The 17,175-nt window shown below is 61.0% G+C and carries 19 protein-coding genes and 1 tRNA gene; 14 read left to right on the plus strand and 6 right to left on the minus strand.

From position 1 onward, the window contains the following. Positions 1–10 precede the first annotated feature (10 nt). The 4 genes from K2O51_RS18090 to K2O51_RS18105 all read right to left on the minus strand — a co-directional run bounded on the left by K2O51_RS18090 (position 11) and on the right by K2O51_RS18105 (position 2,726). Complete coding sequence (locus K2O51_RS18090; RefSeq protein ID WP_041679873.1) at positions 11–808, minus strand: UDP-2,3-diacylglucosamine diphosphatase; 798 nt, start codon at positions 806–808, stop codon at positions 11–13. A 76-nt stretch (positions 809–884) separates the two neighbouring features. Further along, positions 885–1,385, minus strand: a complete 501-nt coding sequence (locus K2O51_RS18095; RefSeq protein WP_011297301.1) for a peptidylprolyl isomerase — start codon at positions 1,383–1,385, stop codon at positions 885–887. 24 nt (positions 1,386–1,409) lie between these two features. After that, positions 1,410–1,997 (minus strand): peptidylprolyl isomerase, encoded by a 588-nt coding sequence (locus K2O51_RS18100; protein WP_011297302.1) that lies wholly within the window; start codon positions 1,995–1,997, stop codon positions 1,410–1,412. A gap of 78 nt (positions 1,998–2,075) precedes the next feature. Further along, positions 2,076–2,726 (minus strand): tetratricopeptide repeat protein, encoded by a 651-nt coding sequence (locus tag K2O51_RS18105; RefSeq protein ID WP_011297303.1) that lies wholly within the window; start codon positions 2,724–2,726, stop codon positions 2,076–2,078. 244 nt (positions 2,727–2,970) lie between these two features. On the opposite strand from K2O51_RS18105, the gene cysS reads away from it, so the two are divergent. The 9 genes from cysS (at position 2,971) to K2O51_RS18150 (ending at position 10,260) form a co-directional block, all read left to right on the plus strand. Then, positions 2,971–4,359, plus strand: a complete 1,389-nt coding sequence (gene cysS, locus K2O51_RS18110; RefSeq protein WP_011297304.1) for a cysteine--tRNA ligase — start codon at positions 2,971–2,973, stop codon at positions 4,357–4,359. Further along, positions 4,344–5,114, plus strand: coding sequence for a DNA-3-methyladenine glycosylase family protein (locus tag K2O51_RS18115; RefSeq protein ID WP_011297305.1), 771 nt, complete (start codon positions 4,344–4,346; stop codon positions 5,112–5,114). The genes cysS and K2O51_RS18115 overlap by 16 nt, the downstream gene beginning before the upstream one ends. Positions 5,115–5,229: 115 nt before the next feature. Then, complete coding sequence (locus K2O51_RS18120; RefSeq protein WP_011297306.1) at positions 5,230–6,201, plus strand: acetyl-CoA carboxylase carboxyltransferase subunit alpha; 972 nt, start codon at positions 5,230–5,232, stop codon at positions 6,199–6,201. Beyond that, entirely contained in the window at positions 6,167–7,621 is a 1,455-nt protein-coding gene (gene tilS / locus K2O51_RS18125; RefSeq protein WP_011297307.1) for a tRNA lysidine(34) synthetase TilS, read from the plus strand. Before K2O51_RS18120 ends, tilS begins: the two co-directional genes overlap by 35 nt. A gap of 119 nt (positions 7,622–7,740) precedes the next feature. Then, positions 7,741–8,991, plus strand: coding sequence for an aspartate kinase (locus K2O51_RS18130; protein WP_011297308.1), 1,251 nt, complete (start codon positions 7,741–7,743; stop codon positions 8,989–8,991). Between the two features lie 130 nt (positions 8,992–9,121). Continuing rightward, positions 9,122–9,215, plus strand: a tRNA-Ser gene (locus K2O51_RS18135). Positions 9,216–9,369: 154 nt separating this feature from the next. Beyond that, a complete protein-coding gene (locus K2O51_RS18140) occupies positions 9,370–9,585 on the plus strand; it encodes a hypothetical protein (RefSeq protein ID WP_041679533.1) in 216 nt (71 codons plus the stop codon). Positions 9,586–9,620: 35 nt separating this feature from the next. Next, positions 9,621–9,806 (plus strand): hypothetical protein, encoded by a 186-nt coding sequence (locus K2O51_RS35775; protein WP_425291351.1) that lies wholly within the window; start codon positions 9,621–9,623, stop codon positions 9,804–9,806. 100 nt (positions 9,807–9,906) lie between these two features. After that, the gene (locus tag K2O51_RS18150; protein WP_166486992.1) at positions 9,907–10,260 is read left to right on the plus strand and encodes a hypothetical protein; all 354 of its coding nucleotides are present in this window, start codon (positions 9,907–9,909) and stop codon (positions 10,258–10,260) included. Between the two features lie 108 nt (positions 10,261–10,368). On the opposite strand, the gene K2O51_RS18155 is transcribed toward K2O51_RS18150, so the two are convergent. Continuing rightward, positions 10,369–11,262, minus strand: a complete 894-nt coding sequence (locus K2O51_RS18155; RefSeq protein ID WP_011297309.1) for a transporter substrate-binding domain-containing protein — start codon at positions 11,260–11,262, stop codon at positions 10,369–10,371. An 879-nt stretch (positions 11,263–12,141) separates the two neighbouring features. Between K2O51_RS18155 and K2O51_RS18160 the strand changes: the two genes are divergently transcribed. Both K2O51_RS18160 and K2O51_RS18165 read left to right on the plus strand, forming a co-directional pair. Then, on the plus strand, positions 12,142–12,795 hold the full coding sequence (locus K2O51_RS18160) for an acetyltransferase (protein WP_041679535.1): 654 nt from the start codon (positions 12,142–12,144) through the stop codon (positions 12,793–12,795). A 393-nt stretch (positions 12,796–13,188) separates the two neighbouring features. Next, positions 13,189–13,716 (plus strand): hypothetical protein, encoded by a 528-nt coding sequence (locus K2O51_RS18165; protein WP_011297311.1) that lies wholly within the window; start codon positions 13,189–13,191, stop codon positions 13,714–13,716. A 549-nt stretch (positions 13,717–14,265) separates the two neighbouring features. On the opposite strand, the gene K2O51_RS18170 is transcribed toward K2O51_RS18165, so the two are convergent. Continuing rightward, the gene (locus K2O51_RS18170; RefSeq protein ID WP_011297312.1) at positions 14,266–15,174 is read right to left on the minus strand and encodes a LysR family transcriptional regulator; all 909 of its coding nucleotides are present in this window, start codon (positions 15,172–15,174) and stop codon (positions 14,266–14,268) included. Between the two features lie 106 nt (positions 15,175–15,280). Between K2O51_RS18170 and K2O51_RS18175 the strand changes: the two genes are divergently transcribed. From K2O51_RS18175 to K2O51_RS18185, 3 genes are all read left to right on the plus strand, one after another. Next, positions 15,281–15,847, plus strand: coding sequence for a malonic semialdehyde reductase (locus tag K2O51_RS18175; RefSeq protein ID WP_011297313.1), 567 nt, complete (start codon positions 15,281–15,283; stop codon positions 15,845–15,847). A 136-nt stretch (positions 15,848–15,983) separates the two neighbouring features. Beyond that, positions 15,984–16,172: a hypothetical protein gene (locus tag K2O51_RS18180; RefSeq protein WP_041679536.1), complete on the plus strand. Its 189-nt coding sequence runs from the start codon at positions 15,984–15,986 to the stop codon at positions 16,170–16,172. Between the two features lie 26 nt (positions 16,173–16,198). Next, positions 16,199–17,158, plus strand: coding sequence for a VOC family protein (locus K2O51_RS18185; RefSeq protein WP_041679537.1), 960 nt, complete (start codon positions 16,199–16,201; stop codon positions 17,156–17,158). Positions 17,159–17,175 lie beyond the last annotated feature (17 nt).

Below are 17,175 nucleotides of genomic sequence, written 5' to 3' on the forward strand. Positions count from 1 at the left end.
CGGCTGCCCCTTATGTCGTCTGCGGCAGCACGTGAAAGCCGCCTTCGTCGAGCTGCAGCACCGCGGCGCGCGGCTGGCTGCCATCGAGATCCCAATCGGTCAGCACCCATCGCACGCCGGCGGCATCCTGATGCCGTGCGGGCCGGTGAGTGTGGCCATGGACGAGCAGCCTGGCATCGCTGGCCTCGAGAAGGGCGGTCACCGCGGCCGGCGAGGTATCTCCGTACACGACGTGGGTCGGCTGTCCCTGGTCAACCTGGCGCTGGCGGCCGGCTTCGCTGTCGGCACGCAGCCGACGGGCCACGCCGAGACGTGCGGACAGCGGCAGGGCGAGGAATACCCGTTGCACCCAGCGCTTGCGGGTCCATCGTCGGAAACGGTTGTAGCGCTCGTCGTCGGTGCACAGCATGTCGCCATGGCTGAGCACCACGCGCTGGCCGGCGCACAGAATGACGGTGGGATCCGGAAGCAAGGTGGCTCCCGCCGCTTTGGCGAAGCGCTTGCCGAGCAGGAAATCGCGATTTCCGTGCATCAGGTAGACCGGCACGCCACGTCCTGCCAGCGTGCGCAGCGCCGTGGCCACCCGTGCGGCGAACGGCGAACTGGTCTCTTCGTCACCGACCCAGAACTCGAAGAAATCGCCAAGGATGAACAGCGTGCGCGCTTCCATGGCGGCACGTTCGAGCACGCGCTCGAACGCGGCCAGCGTGCGCGGCATGCCTGGCGTCAGGTGCAGATCGGAAATGAACCACGCCGGCGCCTGTACCTCGAGGGGACCGGCCACCGGCGTGGTGGGGATTGCGGTCATGCGCGCGGCCAGGTCGATGTAGTTGTCGGCAGGGAAGCGTGCATGAAGCCGCAATCGTGAAGCATGGATCGCGTTCTTACTCGACGACCACAGCCTTTTCGATCACGACGTCTTCCAGCGGCACGTCCTGATGGAAGCCCGAGCTGCCGGTGCGCACGCCCTTGATCTGGTCGACCACGTCGGTGCCTTCAACGACCTTGCCGAACACGGCGTAGCCGAAACCTTGCGGCGTCGGCGAGCTGAAGTTCAGGAAGTCGTTGTCGACCACGTTGATGAAGAACTGGGCCGTGGCGGAATGCGGTGCGTTGGTGCGCGCCATGGCCACGGTGTACTTGTCGTTCTTCAGGCCGTTGCCGGCCTCGTTTTCGATCGGGGCATCGGTGCCCTTTTGCTTCATGCCCGGCTCGAAGCCGCCGCCCTGGATCATGAAGTTCTTGATCACGCGGTGGAAGATGGTGTTGTCATAGTGGCCTTTGCGGACATACGACAGGAAGTTCTCGACCGACTTCGGAGCCTTCTCGGCGTCGAGTTCGATGGTGATGACACCCTGGTTGGTTTGGAGCTGGACCTTGGACATGGGCTTTCCTCTGTACGGTGGTGTTTATTGAATGACGCTGGCCGACTCGATCACAATGGGCGCAGCCGGCACATTGCGCATGGGGCCGTAGGCCGTGGTCGGCACGTTCTTGATCTTCTCGATCGTATCCATGCCTTCCACCACCTTGCCGAATACTGCGTAGCCGTTGCCGTCCGGCTGCGGGTAGTCGAGATTCGGATTATCCACCACATTGACGAAGAACTGAGCGGTGGCGGAATTCGGGTTTGCGGTGCGGGCCATGGCCACGGTGCCAGCCTTGTTCTTCAGGCCGTTCTGCGCTTCGAGCGGGATCGGAGCACGCGTCGGCTTTTCCTTCATCTCGCGGTCGAAGCCCCCGCCCTGGACCATGAAGCCGTTGATCACGCGGTGGAAGATGGTGCCGCTGTAGAAGCCGCTCTTCACATATTCCATGAAGTTGGCGACGGTCTTGGGCGCCGCGTCGGGATAGACCTCGACGGTGAACTTGCCTTGGTTGGTGACGAACTGCACACGTTCGGCTTTCTGCGTCTGCTGTGCCATCGACGGCAATGCGGACAGCGCCAGCGCGGCGGCGCTCAGGCCGGCCAGGAGGATGCGGCGGGAACGGATCATGACTGAAGCTCCGGTAGATTGGTGATTGCCGGGCCTTGGCAGCCCGGCAGCGGAACAGGCAATGTCTGGTGGCGGGTATCAGCGCGCGGCGGGAGCACTGGCCGGGGCGGTCACCGACGGGATGGCTGGCTTCGGCTGGCTTCCGGCCGGCCGCAACTGCCGCATTGCAGCGCCGGCGCGCGTATCGCCGGGGTTGCGGCGCAGCGCTTCGGCATAGGACTGCTCGGCCAGGCGGCGGTAGACGTCGCCAAGGTTGGTGTACCCGATGGCGAAGTCCGGCTTCACCTCCGTGGCCAGCAGCAGTTCGGCCTCGGCGCGCTTCAGGTCGCCGCGCTTTGCGTAGAGCAGCGCCAGGTTGTTGTGCGGCTCGGGCAGCTCCGGAAAGTCCTGCGCCATCTCGGCGAACGCCTGGATTGCCTGGTCCTCGCGTCCGGCCTGGGCCATGGCCCAGGCACGTTCGAAACGGGCCTGCGCGTTGCGCGGATTGGCGGCCAGCACGCGGTCGAAGCCGGAGATGGCTTCGTCGTAGCGTTTGCCGGCGGCGGCGCGTTCGGCCTTGTCCATGCCGGGATCTGCCGAGCGCGGGCCCGAAGGCGGCGCGGTCGGGGCTGCCAGGGACAGCGGGCCGTTCTGCGCATGGGCGGTGCCTGCCAGCGCGGCAAGCACGGCCAGTGCGGTCATGGCGTGGCGCGCCGGGGCGAAGCGCCGGGAGGGCAGGGTCAGGCTCATCGAGAATGGGTCCGTTATACTCCGCGGCATTCTAGCAAAGCGCCACCGCCGGCACGACGCACGTGCGCGCCGCGGCACCGTGTGCGTGCCGGGCAGCCGTTCGCCATGGGTGCGGGCAGGGCGCTTCCGGTAAGATATGGGGCTCCGGTGTTTGCGCGCGTGCGCCGCCGCTTGGGGCCCCACGAAGGATACAGGGCCGGGCGACGGCATACCGGCAGCCACCTCACATCACACACATTGCTTCATGCAGCTTCTGAACATCTACAACACGCTCGCGCGTGAGAAACAGCCTTTCGTGCCGATCGAGCCGGGCAAAGTCCGCATGTACGTATGCGGCATGACCGTCTACGACTACTGTCACGTTGGCCACGCGCGCGTGATGGTGGTGTTCGACATGGTGCATCGCTGGCTGCGCGCCGCGGGCTATGACGTGACCTTTGTCCAGAACATCACGGACATCGACGACAAGATCATCCGCCGCGCCGCCGAAAACGGCGAAACCATTGGCCAGCTGACTACCCGCTTCATCCAGTACATGCACGAGGATGCCGACGCGTTGGGGATCGTCCGACCGGACCATGAGCCGCGCGCGACCGACTATGTGCCGCAGATGCTGGACCTGATTGGCAAGCTCGAAGCCAATGGCCTGGCCTATCAGGCTACGGACGGCGACGTGAACTACTCGGTGCGCAAGTTCGATGGCTACGGCAAGCTCTCCGGCAAGTCGCTGGAAGATCTGCGCGCCGGCGAGCGTGTGACCGCCAACGATGCCAAGCAGGACCCGCTCGATTTCGTGCTGTGGAAGTCGGCCAAGGAAAGCGAGCCGCCCGAGAGCAAGTGGAATTCGAAGTGGGGCATGGGCCGCCCGGGCTGGCACATCGAATGCTCGGCCATGAGCTGCACGCTGCTGGGCGAGCATTTCGACATCCACGGCGGTGGTGCCGACCTGCAGTTCCCGCACCACGAGAACGAAATTGCCCAGTCTGAAGGTGCGAGCGGCAAGCCGTTCGTCAATGTGTGGATGCACAACGGTTTCGTGCGCGTGAATGACGAGAAGATGTCGAAATCGCTCGGCAACTTCTTCACCATCCGCGAAGTGCTGAAGGAGTACGACGCGGAAGTCGTGCGCTTCTTCATCCTGCGCGCGCACTACCGCAGCCCGCTGAACTACAGCGATGCCCACCTCGACGACGCGCGCCATGCGCTGACGCGGCTCTACACGGCGCTCAAGGACACGCAGCCCGGCGGCTATGCCGTGGACTGGGAAGAGGCGCACGCAAAGCGCTTTGCCGAAGCCATGTGCGATGACTTCAACACGCCGATTGCGGTGTCCGTGCTGTTCGATCTGGCCAGCGAAGTCAACCGTACGGGCTCTTCGGTGGCCGCACGCCAACTGAAGGGACTGGCTGGCACGCTGGGCCTGCTCGAACGCGATCCGCACACGTTCCTGCAAGGTGGCAAAAAGGTCGACGGCCCGTCGCCGGATGAGATCGAAGGTTTGATCGCCGCGCGCAAGACTGCCAAGGCCGAACGCAACTTCGCTGAAGCCGACCGCATCCGCGCGGATCTTCTGGCCGCAGGCATCGTGCTGGAAGACAAGCCGGGCGGTGCGACCGAATGGAGGCGTGCTTGAACGCTGCCGCGCGCAAGCCCGCCGCACCGGCCAAGACCACCAGCTCCCGTGCCGCCAAAGGCAGCGCCAAGGAAGGGAAGGTCGCGCTGCCGGAAGCCGAGGTTTTGCCGTTGCCGGTCGAGACCGTCATCGACGCCGTACGCCCGGCCTATTGGGACGAGGCCTGTGCCGACCTGATGAAGCGCGACCGCATCCTGCGCAAGATGATCCCGACCTATGGTCCGGCCCATCTGGTCTCTCGCGGCGATCCGTTCATCACCCTCGCTCGCTCGGTCGTGGGCCAGCAGATCTCCGTCAAGGCGGCGCAGTCGGTCTGGGAGCGGCTGGTGGGGGCATGCCCCAAGCTCACGCCGGCACAGTTCCTGCGGGCGGGTCCCGAGAAGCTGGCTGCGTGCGGGCTCTCGCGGCGCAAGGCGGAATACATTACCGACCTGGCTGATCACTTCAAGGCCGGCCGCGTCCACGTGAACGAATGGGCGGTGATGGACGATGAAGCCGTCATCGCCGAGCTGACGCAGATCCGCGGCATCGGCCGATGGACGGCTGAAATGTTCCTGATGTTCAACCTGATGCGGCCTAACGTGCTGCCTCTGGACGACATCGGGCTGATCAACGCCATCTCGGCAAATTACTTCAGCGGCGAGCCCGTGACCCGTAGCGAAGCGCGAGAAGTCGCGGCAAACTGGGAGCCCTGGCGCACGGTGGCCACATGGTACATGTGGCGTAGCCTGGACCCGCTGCCGGTGACGTATTAGGCATAGCCGTAAGAAAAAGTAGCTGCAGGTGCAGTAAAGGCTATCTGCCCGGCGCAAAGATAGCGGCCAAATTCCGGTAGAATGCGCCCCTTCACAGACAGGTACGTGTGATTTTATGAAAACCACCTTCCTGGATTTTGAGCAGCCCATTGCCGAACTCGAGGCAAAGATCGAAGAACTGCGTTTCGTGCAGGACGATTCGGCTGTCGATATTTCCGAAGAGATTTCGCGGCTGGCCGGCAAGAGCCAGCAGCTTACCAAGGACATCTACGCCAACCTGACCCCGTGGCAGGTTGCGCAGATCGCCCGTCATCCGCAGCGCCCGTACACGCTCGACTACGTGCGTGAAATCTTTACCGATTTCCACGAGCTGCATGGCGACCGCACCTTTGCCGACGACCTTTCGATTGTCGGTGGCCTGGCCCGCTTCAACGGCCAGTCGTGCATGGTGATCGGCCACCAAAAGGGCCGTGACACGAAAGAGCGCGCCATGCGCAATTTCGGCATGCCCAAGCCCGAGGGCTACCGCAAGGCCAAGCGCCTGATGGAACTGGCCGACAAGTTCGGCCTCCCGATCTTCACGTTCGTCGACACGCCGGGCGCGTTCCCCGGCATCGACGCCGAGGAGCGCGGCCAGTCCGAGGCGATCGGCCACAACCTGTATGTGATGGCCGGCCTGAAGGTGCCTCTGATCGCCACCATCATCGGTGAAGGCGGCTCGGGCGGTGCGCTGGCCATTGCCGTGGGCGACGTAGTGCAGATGCTGCAGTTCGCGACTTACGCTGTGATTTCGCCCGAAGGCTGCGCTTCGATCCTGTGGAAGACCGCCGAGAAGGCGCCGGAAGCCGCGGAAGCGCTTGGGCTGACCGCCCACCGCCTGAAGGCACTGGGCCTGATCGACAAGATCGTGAGCGAGCCGCTGGGTGGTGCCCATCGCGACGTCAAGGGCATGGCCGCCATGCTCAAGCGTTCGCTGGCTGAATCCCTGCGCCAGTTCCAGGGCGTGAGCGTGAAGGAACTGCAGGCGCGCCGCTACGAGCGCCTGCTGGCCTATGGCAAGTTCAAGGAAACCGGCGCCCAGGAGTGATCCGTCCGATCGCCTGACCGACAAGGTCGCACAGGCTCTTCAGGCCAGTGCGGCCTTTGTTGTTTCTGGCGGGACGGGCGCAAGCGCTACCGACATGGTGGTGGCCGTGGCGCTGTCCGGCGGCCGCGACTCCGTAGCGCTTCTCCATGCCACGCAGGCGGCCGTGTCTGCGTGGCGCATGCCGGCCCGCGTGGTCGCCCTGCATGTTCACCATGGCCTGCAGGCGCAGGCCGATGCGTGGGATGCATTCTGCGCGGATCTGTGCGCGCGATGGGAGCTGGGTTATTTCGTGCGCCGCGTGTCAGTGCAGGCCGGCACGGGCGAGGGCATCGAGGCCGCCGCGAGGCGCGCGCGCTATGAAGCGCTCGGCGACATGTGCCGAGCGAGCGGTGCCCGCTTTTTGCTGTTCGCGCACCATCTCGATGACCAGGTCGAAACCGTGCTGCTCCGTCTCTTTCGCGGCGCGGGGGTGGCGGGTATGTCCGGCATGCCTGCGATGCGCAAACTGGACGAAGCGGGCGACATCATGCTTTTGCGGCCATGGCTCGAAGTCCCGCGTGCCGACATCGACAGCTATTGCGCCGCGCATGAACTCGCATGGATCGATGATCCGTCCAACGACAGCACGCGTTATGCGCGCAACGCCTTGCGCGCGCAATTGCCGCTGCTGGAGCGGGATTTCCCCGCCTTGCGCGCCAATGTTGCCCAGGCCGCCGCGCACTTTGCGCAGGCCGCCCGCATGCTCGACGATCTCGCGGGCACCGAGCTGGCTCGGCTGGCCGCGCCAGGACGCGATCCCGATACGCTCGCCGAACTGGACCTGTCAGGCCTGCGCGCGCTACCCGCTTCCCACGCCGATGCCGTGCTGCGTCTCTGGTTACGCGACCTCGGCGCACGCGCGCCATCCACGGCGAGGCTGGCGGCTATGCGCGAACAGTTGCTTGACCACAGTGGTGGTGAACCGGCCATCGCCCATGACAACCTGGTGCTGCGCCGATTCCAGGGCAGGGTGCTGGCCTGCACGCCGGAGCCGGATGCGCCGCCGACGGCGCAGGCGCTGACCTGGCGCGGCGAGCCGCGCATCGTAGTCCCTGCCTGGCGTGGCGAACTGCGCTTTACGCGCGACGATACCTTCGGCGTGCCGGAAGCCGTGCTCCAGCAGCCGTTGCGGATCGCGCAGCGCACTGGCGGCGAGCGCATCGTGCTGCGGCCCGGCGGCCCCGCGCGCGCACTCAAGCAGGCTTATCAGGAGGCCGGTGTGCCGCGCTGGCGCCGATGCTGGCTGCCACTGCTGTGGGCCGGCGATACGCTTGTGATGGCCGCAGGCCTGGGCATGCACCGGCGCTGGACAGAGGCGCCGCACGCGCCGCGCTGGCGCGTCGAGTGGATGCAGGCGACGGCTGGTACACGCATCCCGTAGCCAGGATTTTCGACGCCAACATCACATTCCATCCGCCGGCGAAGCCGCTACGCCTTGCCTGATGGTCGCGGTTCGTGTATTTTCAAGAGCTTTGCACAATCGCTGGCGTCGACAAGAAGATGGCTCTCATCGTTCACAAATACGGCGGCACTTCGATGGGTTCCACGGAACGCATCAAGAATGTCGCCAAGCGCGTGGCCAAGTGGCACCGCGCCGGTCACCGCGTAGTCGTGGTGCCTTCGGCCATGTCAGGCGAAACCAATCGCCTGCTGGGACTCGCCAAGGAAATTTCGGCACAGCCGGACCCGCGTGAACTGGACATGCTCGCCTCGACCGGCGAACAGGCCAGCGTCGCGCTGCTGGCCATCGCGCTGCATGGCGAAAACATCGACGCGGTCAGCTACACGGGCTGGCAGGTGCCGGTGAAGACCGACTCGTCCTACACCAAGGCGCGTATCGAGTCGATCGACGACGAGCGCATCCTCGGCGATCTCGATGCGGGCCGCGTGGTGGTGATCACCGGCTTCCAGGGCATCGACGACGACGGCAACATCACGACGCTGGGCCGTGGCGGCTCGGATACCTCGGCTGTGGCTATCGCCGCCGCGATCGAGGCCGATGAGTGCCTGATCTACACCGACGTGGACGGCGTCTACACGACCGATCCGCGTGTAGTGGAAGACGCGCGCCGGCTGGACAAGATTACCTTCGAAGAGATGCTGGAAATGGCCAGCCTCGGCTCCAAGGTGCTGCAGATCCGCTCCGTGGAGTTCGCCGGCAAGTACCGCGTGAAGACCCGCGTACTGTCGTCGCTGACCGACCCGCTTATGCCGCTCGAGAACGAAATCAACTCGGGCACGCTGATCACTTTTGAGGAAGATTCCAACATGGAAGCCGCCGTTATCTCGGGCATCGCCTTCGCCCGTGACGAAGCCAAGATCACCGTTCTGGGCGTGCCGGACAAGCCGGGCATCGCGTACCAGATCCTGGGCCCGGTCGCCGACGCCAACATCGACGTCGACATGATCATCCAGAACCAGTCGGTGGACGGTAAGACCGACTTCACATTCACCGTGCCGCGCGGCGACTACCAGCGTACGCTGACGCTCCTGACGGACAGCGTCAAGCCGCACGTCGGTGCCGCCAACGTTTCGGGCGACCCGAAGGTGTCGAAGGTGTCGGTGGTGGGCGTGGGCATGCGCTCGCACGTGGGCGTCGCCAGCAAGATGTTCCGCACGCTGTCGGAAGAGGGCATCAACATCCAGATGATCTCCACCTCGGAAATCAAGATCTCGGTGCTGATCGACGAAAAGTACATGGAACTCGCCGTGCGCGCACTGCACAAGGCGTTCGAACTGGAACAGGCCTGATCCGTTCGTAAGGACCTCTAGCGGGGCTGAGAATTTTTGTGTTGAGTTATCGATTTTTCGTTGACTAACCAGGAAGGCATCGCTAGAATTTGCGCTTCGTTGTTCGGCTCCCTCGAACAACGCAAGTTTGGGAGACGTGGCCGAGAGGTCGAAGGCACTCCCCTGCTAAGGGAGCATCTGGGCCAAAACCTGGATCGAGGGTTCGAATCCCTCCGTCTCCGCCAGCAATGGCGGCGAACCCCGGAAGATCGCGGTCTTCCGGGGTTTTGTTTTTTGTACTCCCCATCTTACCCCACCGCAAAATGGGGCGCCTTCCTCTCAGCGTGCGCTTGGCAGCATGTGTTCGTCGGGTAGTACCATGGCCGCTAGGAGGTGGTGATGGCGAACAACCCAGATTGGCTAACACTCGAACATCTCGTCGCCGAGATTCAGGCGAAGCTGGCGCCCGGCGCCGAGATAGTCCACAACGCAAAGTTACGGGGACAGATCTCTGAGACAGATCGTCAGATCGATATCCTGCTGCGGCAGCATATCGGTCAGTACCTGATGACGATTGTCATAGACTGCAAGGACTACAAGACCCCGTCGACGTGAAGGGCGTCGAAGTGTTCTATGGTCTTGTCGAGGATGTGCAGGCTTACAAAGGAGTATTGGTCTGCCCGGCCGGGTTCACTCCCTCAGCGCGGAAGACGGCAAGGAAGCGGGGTGTTGATCTCTTCCGGCCTGTCGATACCGGCGATCATAAGTGGCGTGTCCAGGCATCAGTTCCGGTGATTTGCGACGTGCGGACTTGCATGATGTTCGTTCGGCGTTAGTGTGACTTCGCCACTTCCGATGCGTATTATGGAGCACCCTGCCTCATTTGACGTTTTCACGTCTGACGGCATATATATAGGGTCTCCCTTTGATACTGCAGTGAATGCTTGGGACCAAGGGTTGCTGCCGCTTGCTCCCGGTGAACACAAAGACTTGGCGCTTTTTCAGCCGCAAAGCTTTGTCGAAAGCGGCTATGAGACTCTCATGCCTATGTCGTTGTATCTCAATCTCTATGTCGAGCAGGAACTCTACTATGGGGACCTCCCCCTCGACAAAGTCAGTGGATTTCTTGACGAGCATACGGGCAACGTCATCGCGAATGCATTTTCCACCGGACACCTAGACTGGGAGAATGTTCGGAGCAACTGGCACAGATTAAAGAACGACGAGCAACCCCCTAAGCCGCCTGTATTCCAATTCGGAGCGCTCCAGTGCATCGGTATAGAGGACTGAAGCTATTTTGAAAGCCTTGCTTGCGGACTTTGTCGACAGACAGCTTGGGGCAGGCGCCTTGGAGAATAGCTATGAAGGCCCCGCTTTGGCGCGGACTCCGAGACGGACTTATTGAGCAGGCTTATCGCTGCGTATCTTGATATTGGCGCGTAATGCGTCGCTCATCGGCATATTCAGATTCGCGCCGGCGGGAGGGATCGGCGACTCGAACCATTTCTTGTACAGCCGTGTGAACTCCCCCGACTTCATCAACCGTGTGATCGTGCCGTCCACCAATTTTTTAAACTCGGTATCGTCCTTGCGAACCATGCACGCATATGGTTCCACTTGAAGGGTATCACCTACGATTTCGAGCGCGGATGGACTGCGCGAGTTGGCTCGAAGGCCGAACAGCAACACGTCGTCGAGGGCAAGCGCCACGGCTCGGTCGTTCAATACCAGTTGCATGGCATCCGCGTAGTCCTTGCCTGAGATCAATTGGATATCCAGATTGTGGTCGGCGCTGTATTGGCTCAGGAGTTTCTCGTTTGTGCTACCTGCCGTGCTGGCCACCGTCTTTTTCGTGAGATCGGAGTAGTTCTTGATGCCGGAATTCTTCTTGGTCAGCAAGCGCGTTCCGGCGTAGAACACGTTGATCGAAAACGCGACCTCTTTCCCGCGGGCACTGGTGTTGGTGGTGGATCCGCACTCCAGGTCATAGGTGCCGCTCACCAACATGGGGATTCGGTTTTGCCCCGTCACGGGGACGTAGTCGACCTTAAGGTTGGGCTTCTTCAGCCGGCTGCGCACATCGTCGATGATCGCTTCTGTCAGATCGACCGAGAATCCGACTGCTTTGTGTGGCGCCAGCAGATAGCTGAACGGCACGGCGGCCTCCCGATAGGAGACCGTGATCTTGTCGCTTGACGCGATCTTTTCCAGCGTTTGTGCATAAACATCGGAAGCGCCGAGCGGCAGTCCGGCAGCGATCAGCACAGCGGCGACAACGGGAATGCTTTTCATTTTTATGTTCTCCATCGAAGCGAACGCGGGGCGGCCAATCCGGTCGCCGGCATGCTGATACGACTGTAGATGCCACCGCGGTCGAGTGGTTGACCAACGTCAATGCACAACGAATGGGGCGGCGTGGAGGTCGAAATTTGTGATCGACGCGATGACTTGGGCTCACGTCAGTGGGTAGAAAGAGCCCGGGCACCTCGAAGACGGCTAGACCGCGGCCGAAAGTGCGACGTGTACGATGAGCCCGCAGCTGCTGCGCGCGTTTGCACTGTGGTCGAGCGATCGCAGTCGGAACCCCATCCCGCACAGTCGAGCTTGGCTGGGCCGCAAGATAAAACGCCGCAAAAAGTTTAGCGAATACGGGGGACGAAGACGATTTGATGCGCCTCTTCCACGCAACTTCGTCGTCCATGCCTCCAACGCCGTGACATGCGCGCTCAGCACCGTCGTATGTCTTGTCGGCGCAGCCTTGGCTGCATAAGCAAAGGCTGCGCAGCCACTCGGGCGGTTACGAAGCTACGGAGCGCCTACGTCATCGCGGCCCCAGTTTCATCTTCTGGCGGTAGTGGTCGTTGCGAGAAGCCAACAACCGTTCGGTGCCGAGCAGATTATGGTCACGGGAGCATAGCTTTGTGGCCAACATGCGCTAAATTTAAAAAACCTTAAATGAGATGTGCAGATTTCTTAAATCTGGGTAACTGGATTCTCGCGGACTTGCCTGTTTACTAGGTTAGGACCGACGTGCTCCGCCCGTCGATCCCCATTTGCCGCAATATCTAAGGACTAGTCTCAGGAAGACGGCCGTAGTGCGGTGGGCCCGGCCTGCGTTGCGGAGGGAGGTGCTCTTGGTCCGCGATACAAACCATGCGAGCAAAGGCAACCATGAAGCGCATCGTCGTCATCGGGTCAGGCGGACATGCCCGGTCCGTCATCGATGTGGTGGAGAGGCAGGGCAAGTACCGCATCGTCGGGTTAGTAGACGACACTCCGCGCGAAGTGATGGGCTATCGCGTGATCGGCAATGAGACCGCCCTCCAGGCGCTGGTCAAGGAATACCGGATCGATGAGGCGCTGATCGCTATTGGCGACAACAACGTGCGCGCGCAGGTAGCCAAACGAATTGAGGCGCTGTGCGCCGGGATTCAATTTGCCGTAGCCATTCATCCAGCGGCATGCATTGGACGGGATGCAACGATCGGTACTGGCACCGTTGTCATGGCGGGTGCGGTGGTCAATGCATGCTCGGCTATTGGCCGTCATTGCATCATCAACACTGGAGCATGCATCGATCATGACTGCAAGGTTGGCGACTTCGTTAGCCTGGCACCGGGAGTCATCACAGGAGGCGATTGCAACATTGGTACCTATGCCGCCATTGGGTTGGGCGCCAATCTTATCCATGGCGTCACAATAGGGGATCAAACGGTCATCGGGGCGGGAGCTCTCGTCATCAATGACATAGAAAGGCAGTCTGTTGCCTATGGGGTGCCAGCCAAAGTTGTCCGGTTGCGCGAGCAAGGAGAGCAGTATTTGTAATCGTCAGTCCAACATGGCGAAGCCTCTTGCGTAAGGTACTGATCCACTCAGGCATCCCGATAAGTTTACTGGAAGGAGAGAAGTCCTCCACTGATCATGGGCCAGCCTCATGCGCTTGCGCAGATGTTGTCTGTATGCCAAAGGTTCTTTGCCATGGTTGCCGTGGAAGGCAGCGCATCACCTTACTAGCTTGCTGAAAATCAACTTTCGCGCCTTGCTTTTTTGAGGAAGCCGCCTAGCGTTAATGGCACAACCTGATGTCTTGCCATGGCGATCAAGGTTGCGCCCATGCATTGTATGTCAACGCCGCAGGCGGGCGACCGGCGTGGAAAAAAGGGCACGCTTTCTCCTTGCTGATATCACAACCGGTTCCTCATGGGATGAGTCAAGGCGATGACTGGCGAAGCACACAAGCACAGCGGCCTCAAACATCGGGCCATGGAGGAGTTGAGGGCTTTCTGGATCATCACCTTCTATCTCTTCCTGCTGATAGGCACCTTCATGGTTTACCGCCGCCTGCTCCTGTCGGAGTTCGACGTCGTCTATCTCAATTACGGATTCGCCTTCTTCGAAGCGCTGATCATCGCCAAGGTCATCATGATCGGCGACGCGTTGAAGCTTGGGCGGCGCTTCGAGAGCGGTCCGTTGGCCGTGTCGGTGATCTACAAATCGCTGGTCTATGGGGGGCTTGTGTTTTTCCTGGGCGCTCTCGAACATGTCTTGGATGGGTTGACCCACAAGCAGAACCTGGATGGCATCGTTCACGGAATGATCGAGTACGGCGTCTATGAACTGCTTGCGCGGACCGTGATGATGTTCGGTGCGTTCATTCCGTTCTTTGCGTTCTGGGAAGTTGGGCGGGTCATTGGCCCCCAAAAACTTGCGGCCATGTTTTTTGGGAGAAATGAACGGACATCTTGACTGCCCACGCGAGTTGATGGCGCGGTGCCTGATCTGCCCGTCATCAGTCGCTTTCATTGCGCGCATTTCTCTGCGTTTCCCTCACTGTGCTGGCGGCTCGAAGCGCGCGCCGCCAGCACCCAGAAAAGGGTTGAGCAGATCCCCAGTGGACCCGACGCCTTTTGCAAGCAGCTTCGGCAAAGGCCACCACGCAAGCCGGATACATGCATGCAGACCATCTCGACATCACGAACAAGAAGCTTGCAAAAGGCGTCGGGTCCATACATGCACGAGAAGGACGATTACCCATGGCGCGCTCGATAAGGGCGTCGCCAGGCCTTCGATGCCAGAGGCGATGGTTTCCAGGAAACCGGTGCGGGTCTCGGGCGTCGTTTCGCGATACCTCGCAAGCGATTTTTTCAATACATATCCATCACCCAATAGCGATGAATCGGCGTTGCCGGAGGAATGTTGTCGGCCTCGGCATCGGTGCACGGATAGCTCGCTGAGATCCCGCAATCGTTCGAATATCTCGACGACTATGCAACAACCATGACTTGCGACGAAGCTTTACATAGGAGCCGCGATCGGTTCACCCGCCAGGAGCTGCACCGCCCGCTCTTCGAATGATGAGAGCTCGCTTCCCCTGATGCGCGAGATGACAAACACCAGGGGGCCGATGTGCCATGCCCGGCGACGGATTTCGACAAGACGCCCCTGAGCCAGATCTTCAGCGACTAGATCCGCAGGCATGTGCCCCCAGCTAAGCCCCGCTAGCAAGAGGTCACGTTTTGCCCCGAGGTCGTTGACGAGCCATTGGCGCTCGCCTGCCACTCCCTTCTGGCTCGTCTCTGCGCTCGGCTGGTTGTCGGTGACCACCAACTGCACATATTCGCCAAATTCATCCTGGGCGATTGGTCGGCTGATACCGGCTAACGGATGGGTCGGCGCACAAACGGTGACAAGCGGCGTTTCGCAGAGCCAGTGTCGCTCGATAGCGCTTTTCTTGATCTCCGGCACGTCAGAAATGGTGACTGCAAGCGAGCAGTCACTTGCTAATACCAACGCCTCACCACCCTGCATGGTTGTCATGTGGAGGTTGATGGCAGCCGTCGGCGATTCGGCTTCGAGCACACGCAGGCAGTCGATCAGGCGCTTCCTCGGGAAATAGGTGTCGACGGCGATCGAGAGCCGCGGCACGCCTTCTGCGGAAATCGACTTCGCCCGGTTCTTCATGTCTTCCGTTCGTGTAATGACGGCTCGGGCATCGGGGATAAGGCTGCGTCCAGCAGCGGTAAGTTCGGCCCTTCGGGTGTCTCGCTCGAAAAGCTCGACGCCTAGCGCAGCTTCCAAAGCGGAGATCGCGTGGCTCACCGCGGATTGGGCCCGCCGAAGCCGGCGCGCCGCGCCCGTGAAGCTCTTCTCCTCACATACGGCGATAAAGGTACGAAGCTGGTTGATGGTGACGGTGTCCAGCATGTCATCTAATCGTTAGATGGGAAAGATCAAAATTTAGTCACTTTTGCGGATGAGTCAAGTCTCTTATCTTTCTTACCACCCCCAAAATTACCGTGAACGGCACATCATGATGAAAAGCCGACTGCCCTCCGCATCTCTTACCAGCTGTTTCGGCTCGCGAGAGCCTACAACGAGTATTCATGAACGTTACGAATTGCTCAAGTGGGGTCCTACCTCCGCCAACAGCTGCCCGGCGCGCTTCGTCTGGGTCAAGAGCGACGCCGGTAAGGCCAGACTTGCCGCGCTCGCGGCGGAGACGAATCGCCCCAAAATTCTCTCGGCGCCGTTGACCGTCATCATTGGCCATGACTTTGGTTTTCCGGACCTGATGCCGCGGTTATTTCCGGCTCGCGGCGACATGCTGCGCAACATGTTTAGTGAACCGCATATGGCCGAGATCACGGCGACGCGCAACGGCACGCTTCAGGGGGGCTATTTGATCATGGCCGCCCGCGCACTTGGTCTGGATTGCGGCCCTATGTCTGGCTTCGACAACGCCGCAGTCGATCAGGAGTTCTTCGCGGACACGGGCATTCGATCCAATTTCATCTGCTGCCTTGGATACGGAAAGCCGGACACGCCCTTTCCGCGCAACCCGCGGCTGATCTTCGAAGAGGCCGGACGGTGGGCATGATTCGCCCCGATCATCATCCGTGTTGTTGCTTGACCCCATGCCAACCCAGGCAGCGCTTCAAAGCGAGTCGCGCAGGCTAGGGCGGCCTATCCACGCAATACCCTCACACACTAAATATCAGGAAAGGAGACTTGCCATGAACATCGGTTTTATAGGTGCCGGGACCGTGACAAAGGTATTCGGACGTCATTTGGTACAGAAGGTGATTAACAGCGTTGGCGTCGTCGCCATCGACCTGGGCTCCATTGCCGAGCGCAGTGCAATGCATGAAGCAGGCGCGCCGTTATCGGGTCTCGACCTCCACTTTGTGAAACGCCTTCGTTAAGTATGCAGGAACCAATAGAGGTGACTATGGATAATGGAGAACCCGACGCACGTGCCGCGATTCATTCAGTCGATCATTTTGCGCTCAACGTTCCGTCAATTCGCGACGCGCGGGAATTTTTTACAGCCTTCGGGTTAGCGGTCAGCGAGGTAACTAAAGATCGCAGTACCGAGCTCGAGTTAAGGGCGCTCGACGGCCATCGCTGGGCGAGAATTCTTCCGGCATCGAGAAAATCATTGTCGTACCTCAGCTTTAGCTGCTTTGCCGATGACCTCGGAAAAATTGAACGACAGGTGCGGGAGGCGGGAGGGCGATTCAATGTCGACGTGGCCGCGCTGACCGATGGGCGACACCACACGGCAGACGGGCTGTGGTTCGAAGATCCCGACGGCAACCTAATTCACGTCAACACGGGGCCCAAGGTAACTGCGTCGCGAAAAGAGCCCTTCGGGCGAGTGGACGTCGCAGCTGACCGCCGAGGTTCTCATCCCCGGTCGCATGCTCGCGTGGTACGGCCGAGACGGATGAGCCATGTGTTGCTGTTTACTCCGGACACACTGCGCGCGGTCGACTTCTATGAGCGCTCGATCGGGCTGCGGCTCTCCGATAGATCCATGGACCGCGTTGCATTCATGCACGCCGTACACGGTTGCGATCACCATCTCGTAGCTTTCGTCAAGAGCGGGGGGAAGGGGTGGCACCACGTGGCCTGGGATGTCGCTGGCATTGATGACGTGGGCGAGGGCGCAGCACAAATGGCTGCAGCGGGCTATCGTCGTGGATGGGGTACCGGGCGTCACGTGCTCGGGTCGAACTATTTTCACTATGTCATGGATCCGTGGGGTTCCTTTTGTGAATATTCGGCCGACATCGATTACGTGACGGCTGGCGTGTCGTGGTCATCCGGCGACTTTCCTCCCGAGGACTCCCTGCTTCTGTGGGGACCCGATGTCCCGGATTACTTCACGAGGAACACGGAGTTGTAGTTTGAAGCGAGGCATTT

The organism is Cupriavidus pinatubonensis, from assembly GCF_019602855.1.
In the GTDB taxonomy this organism is placed as follows: domain Bacteria; phylum Pseudomonadota; class Gammaproteobacteria; order Burkholderiales; family Burkholderiaceae; genus Cupriavidus; species Cupriavidus pinatubonensis.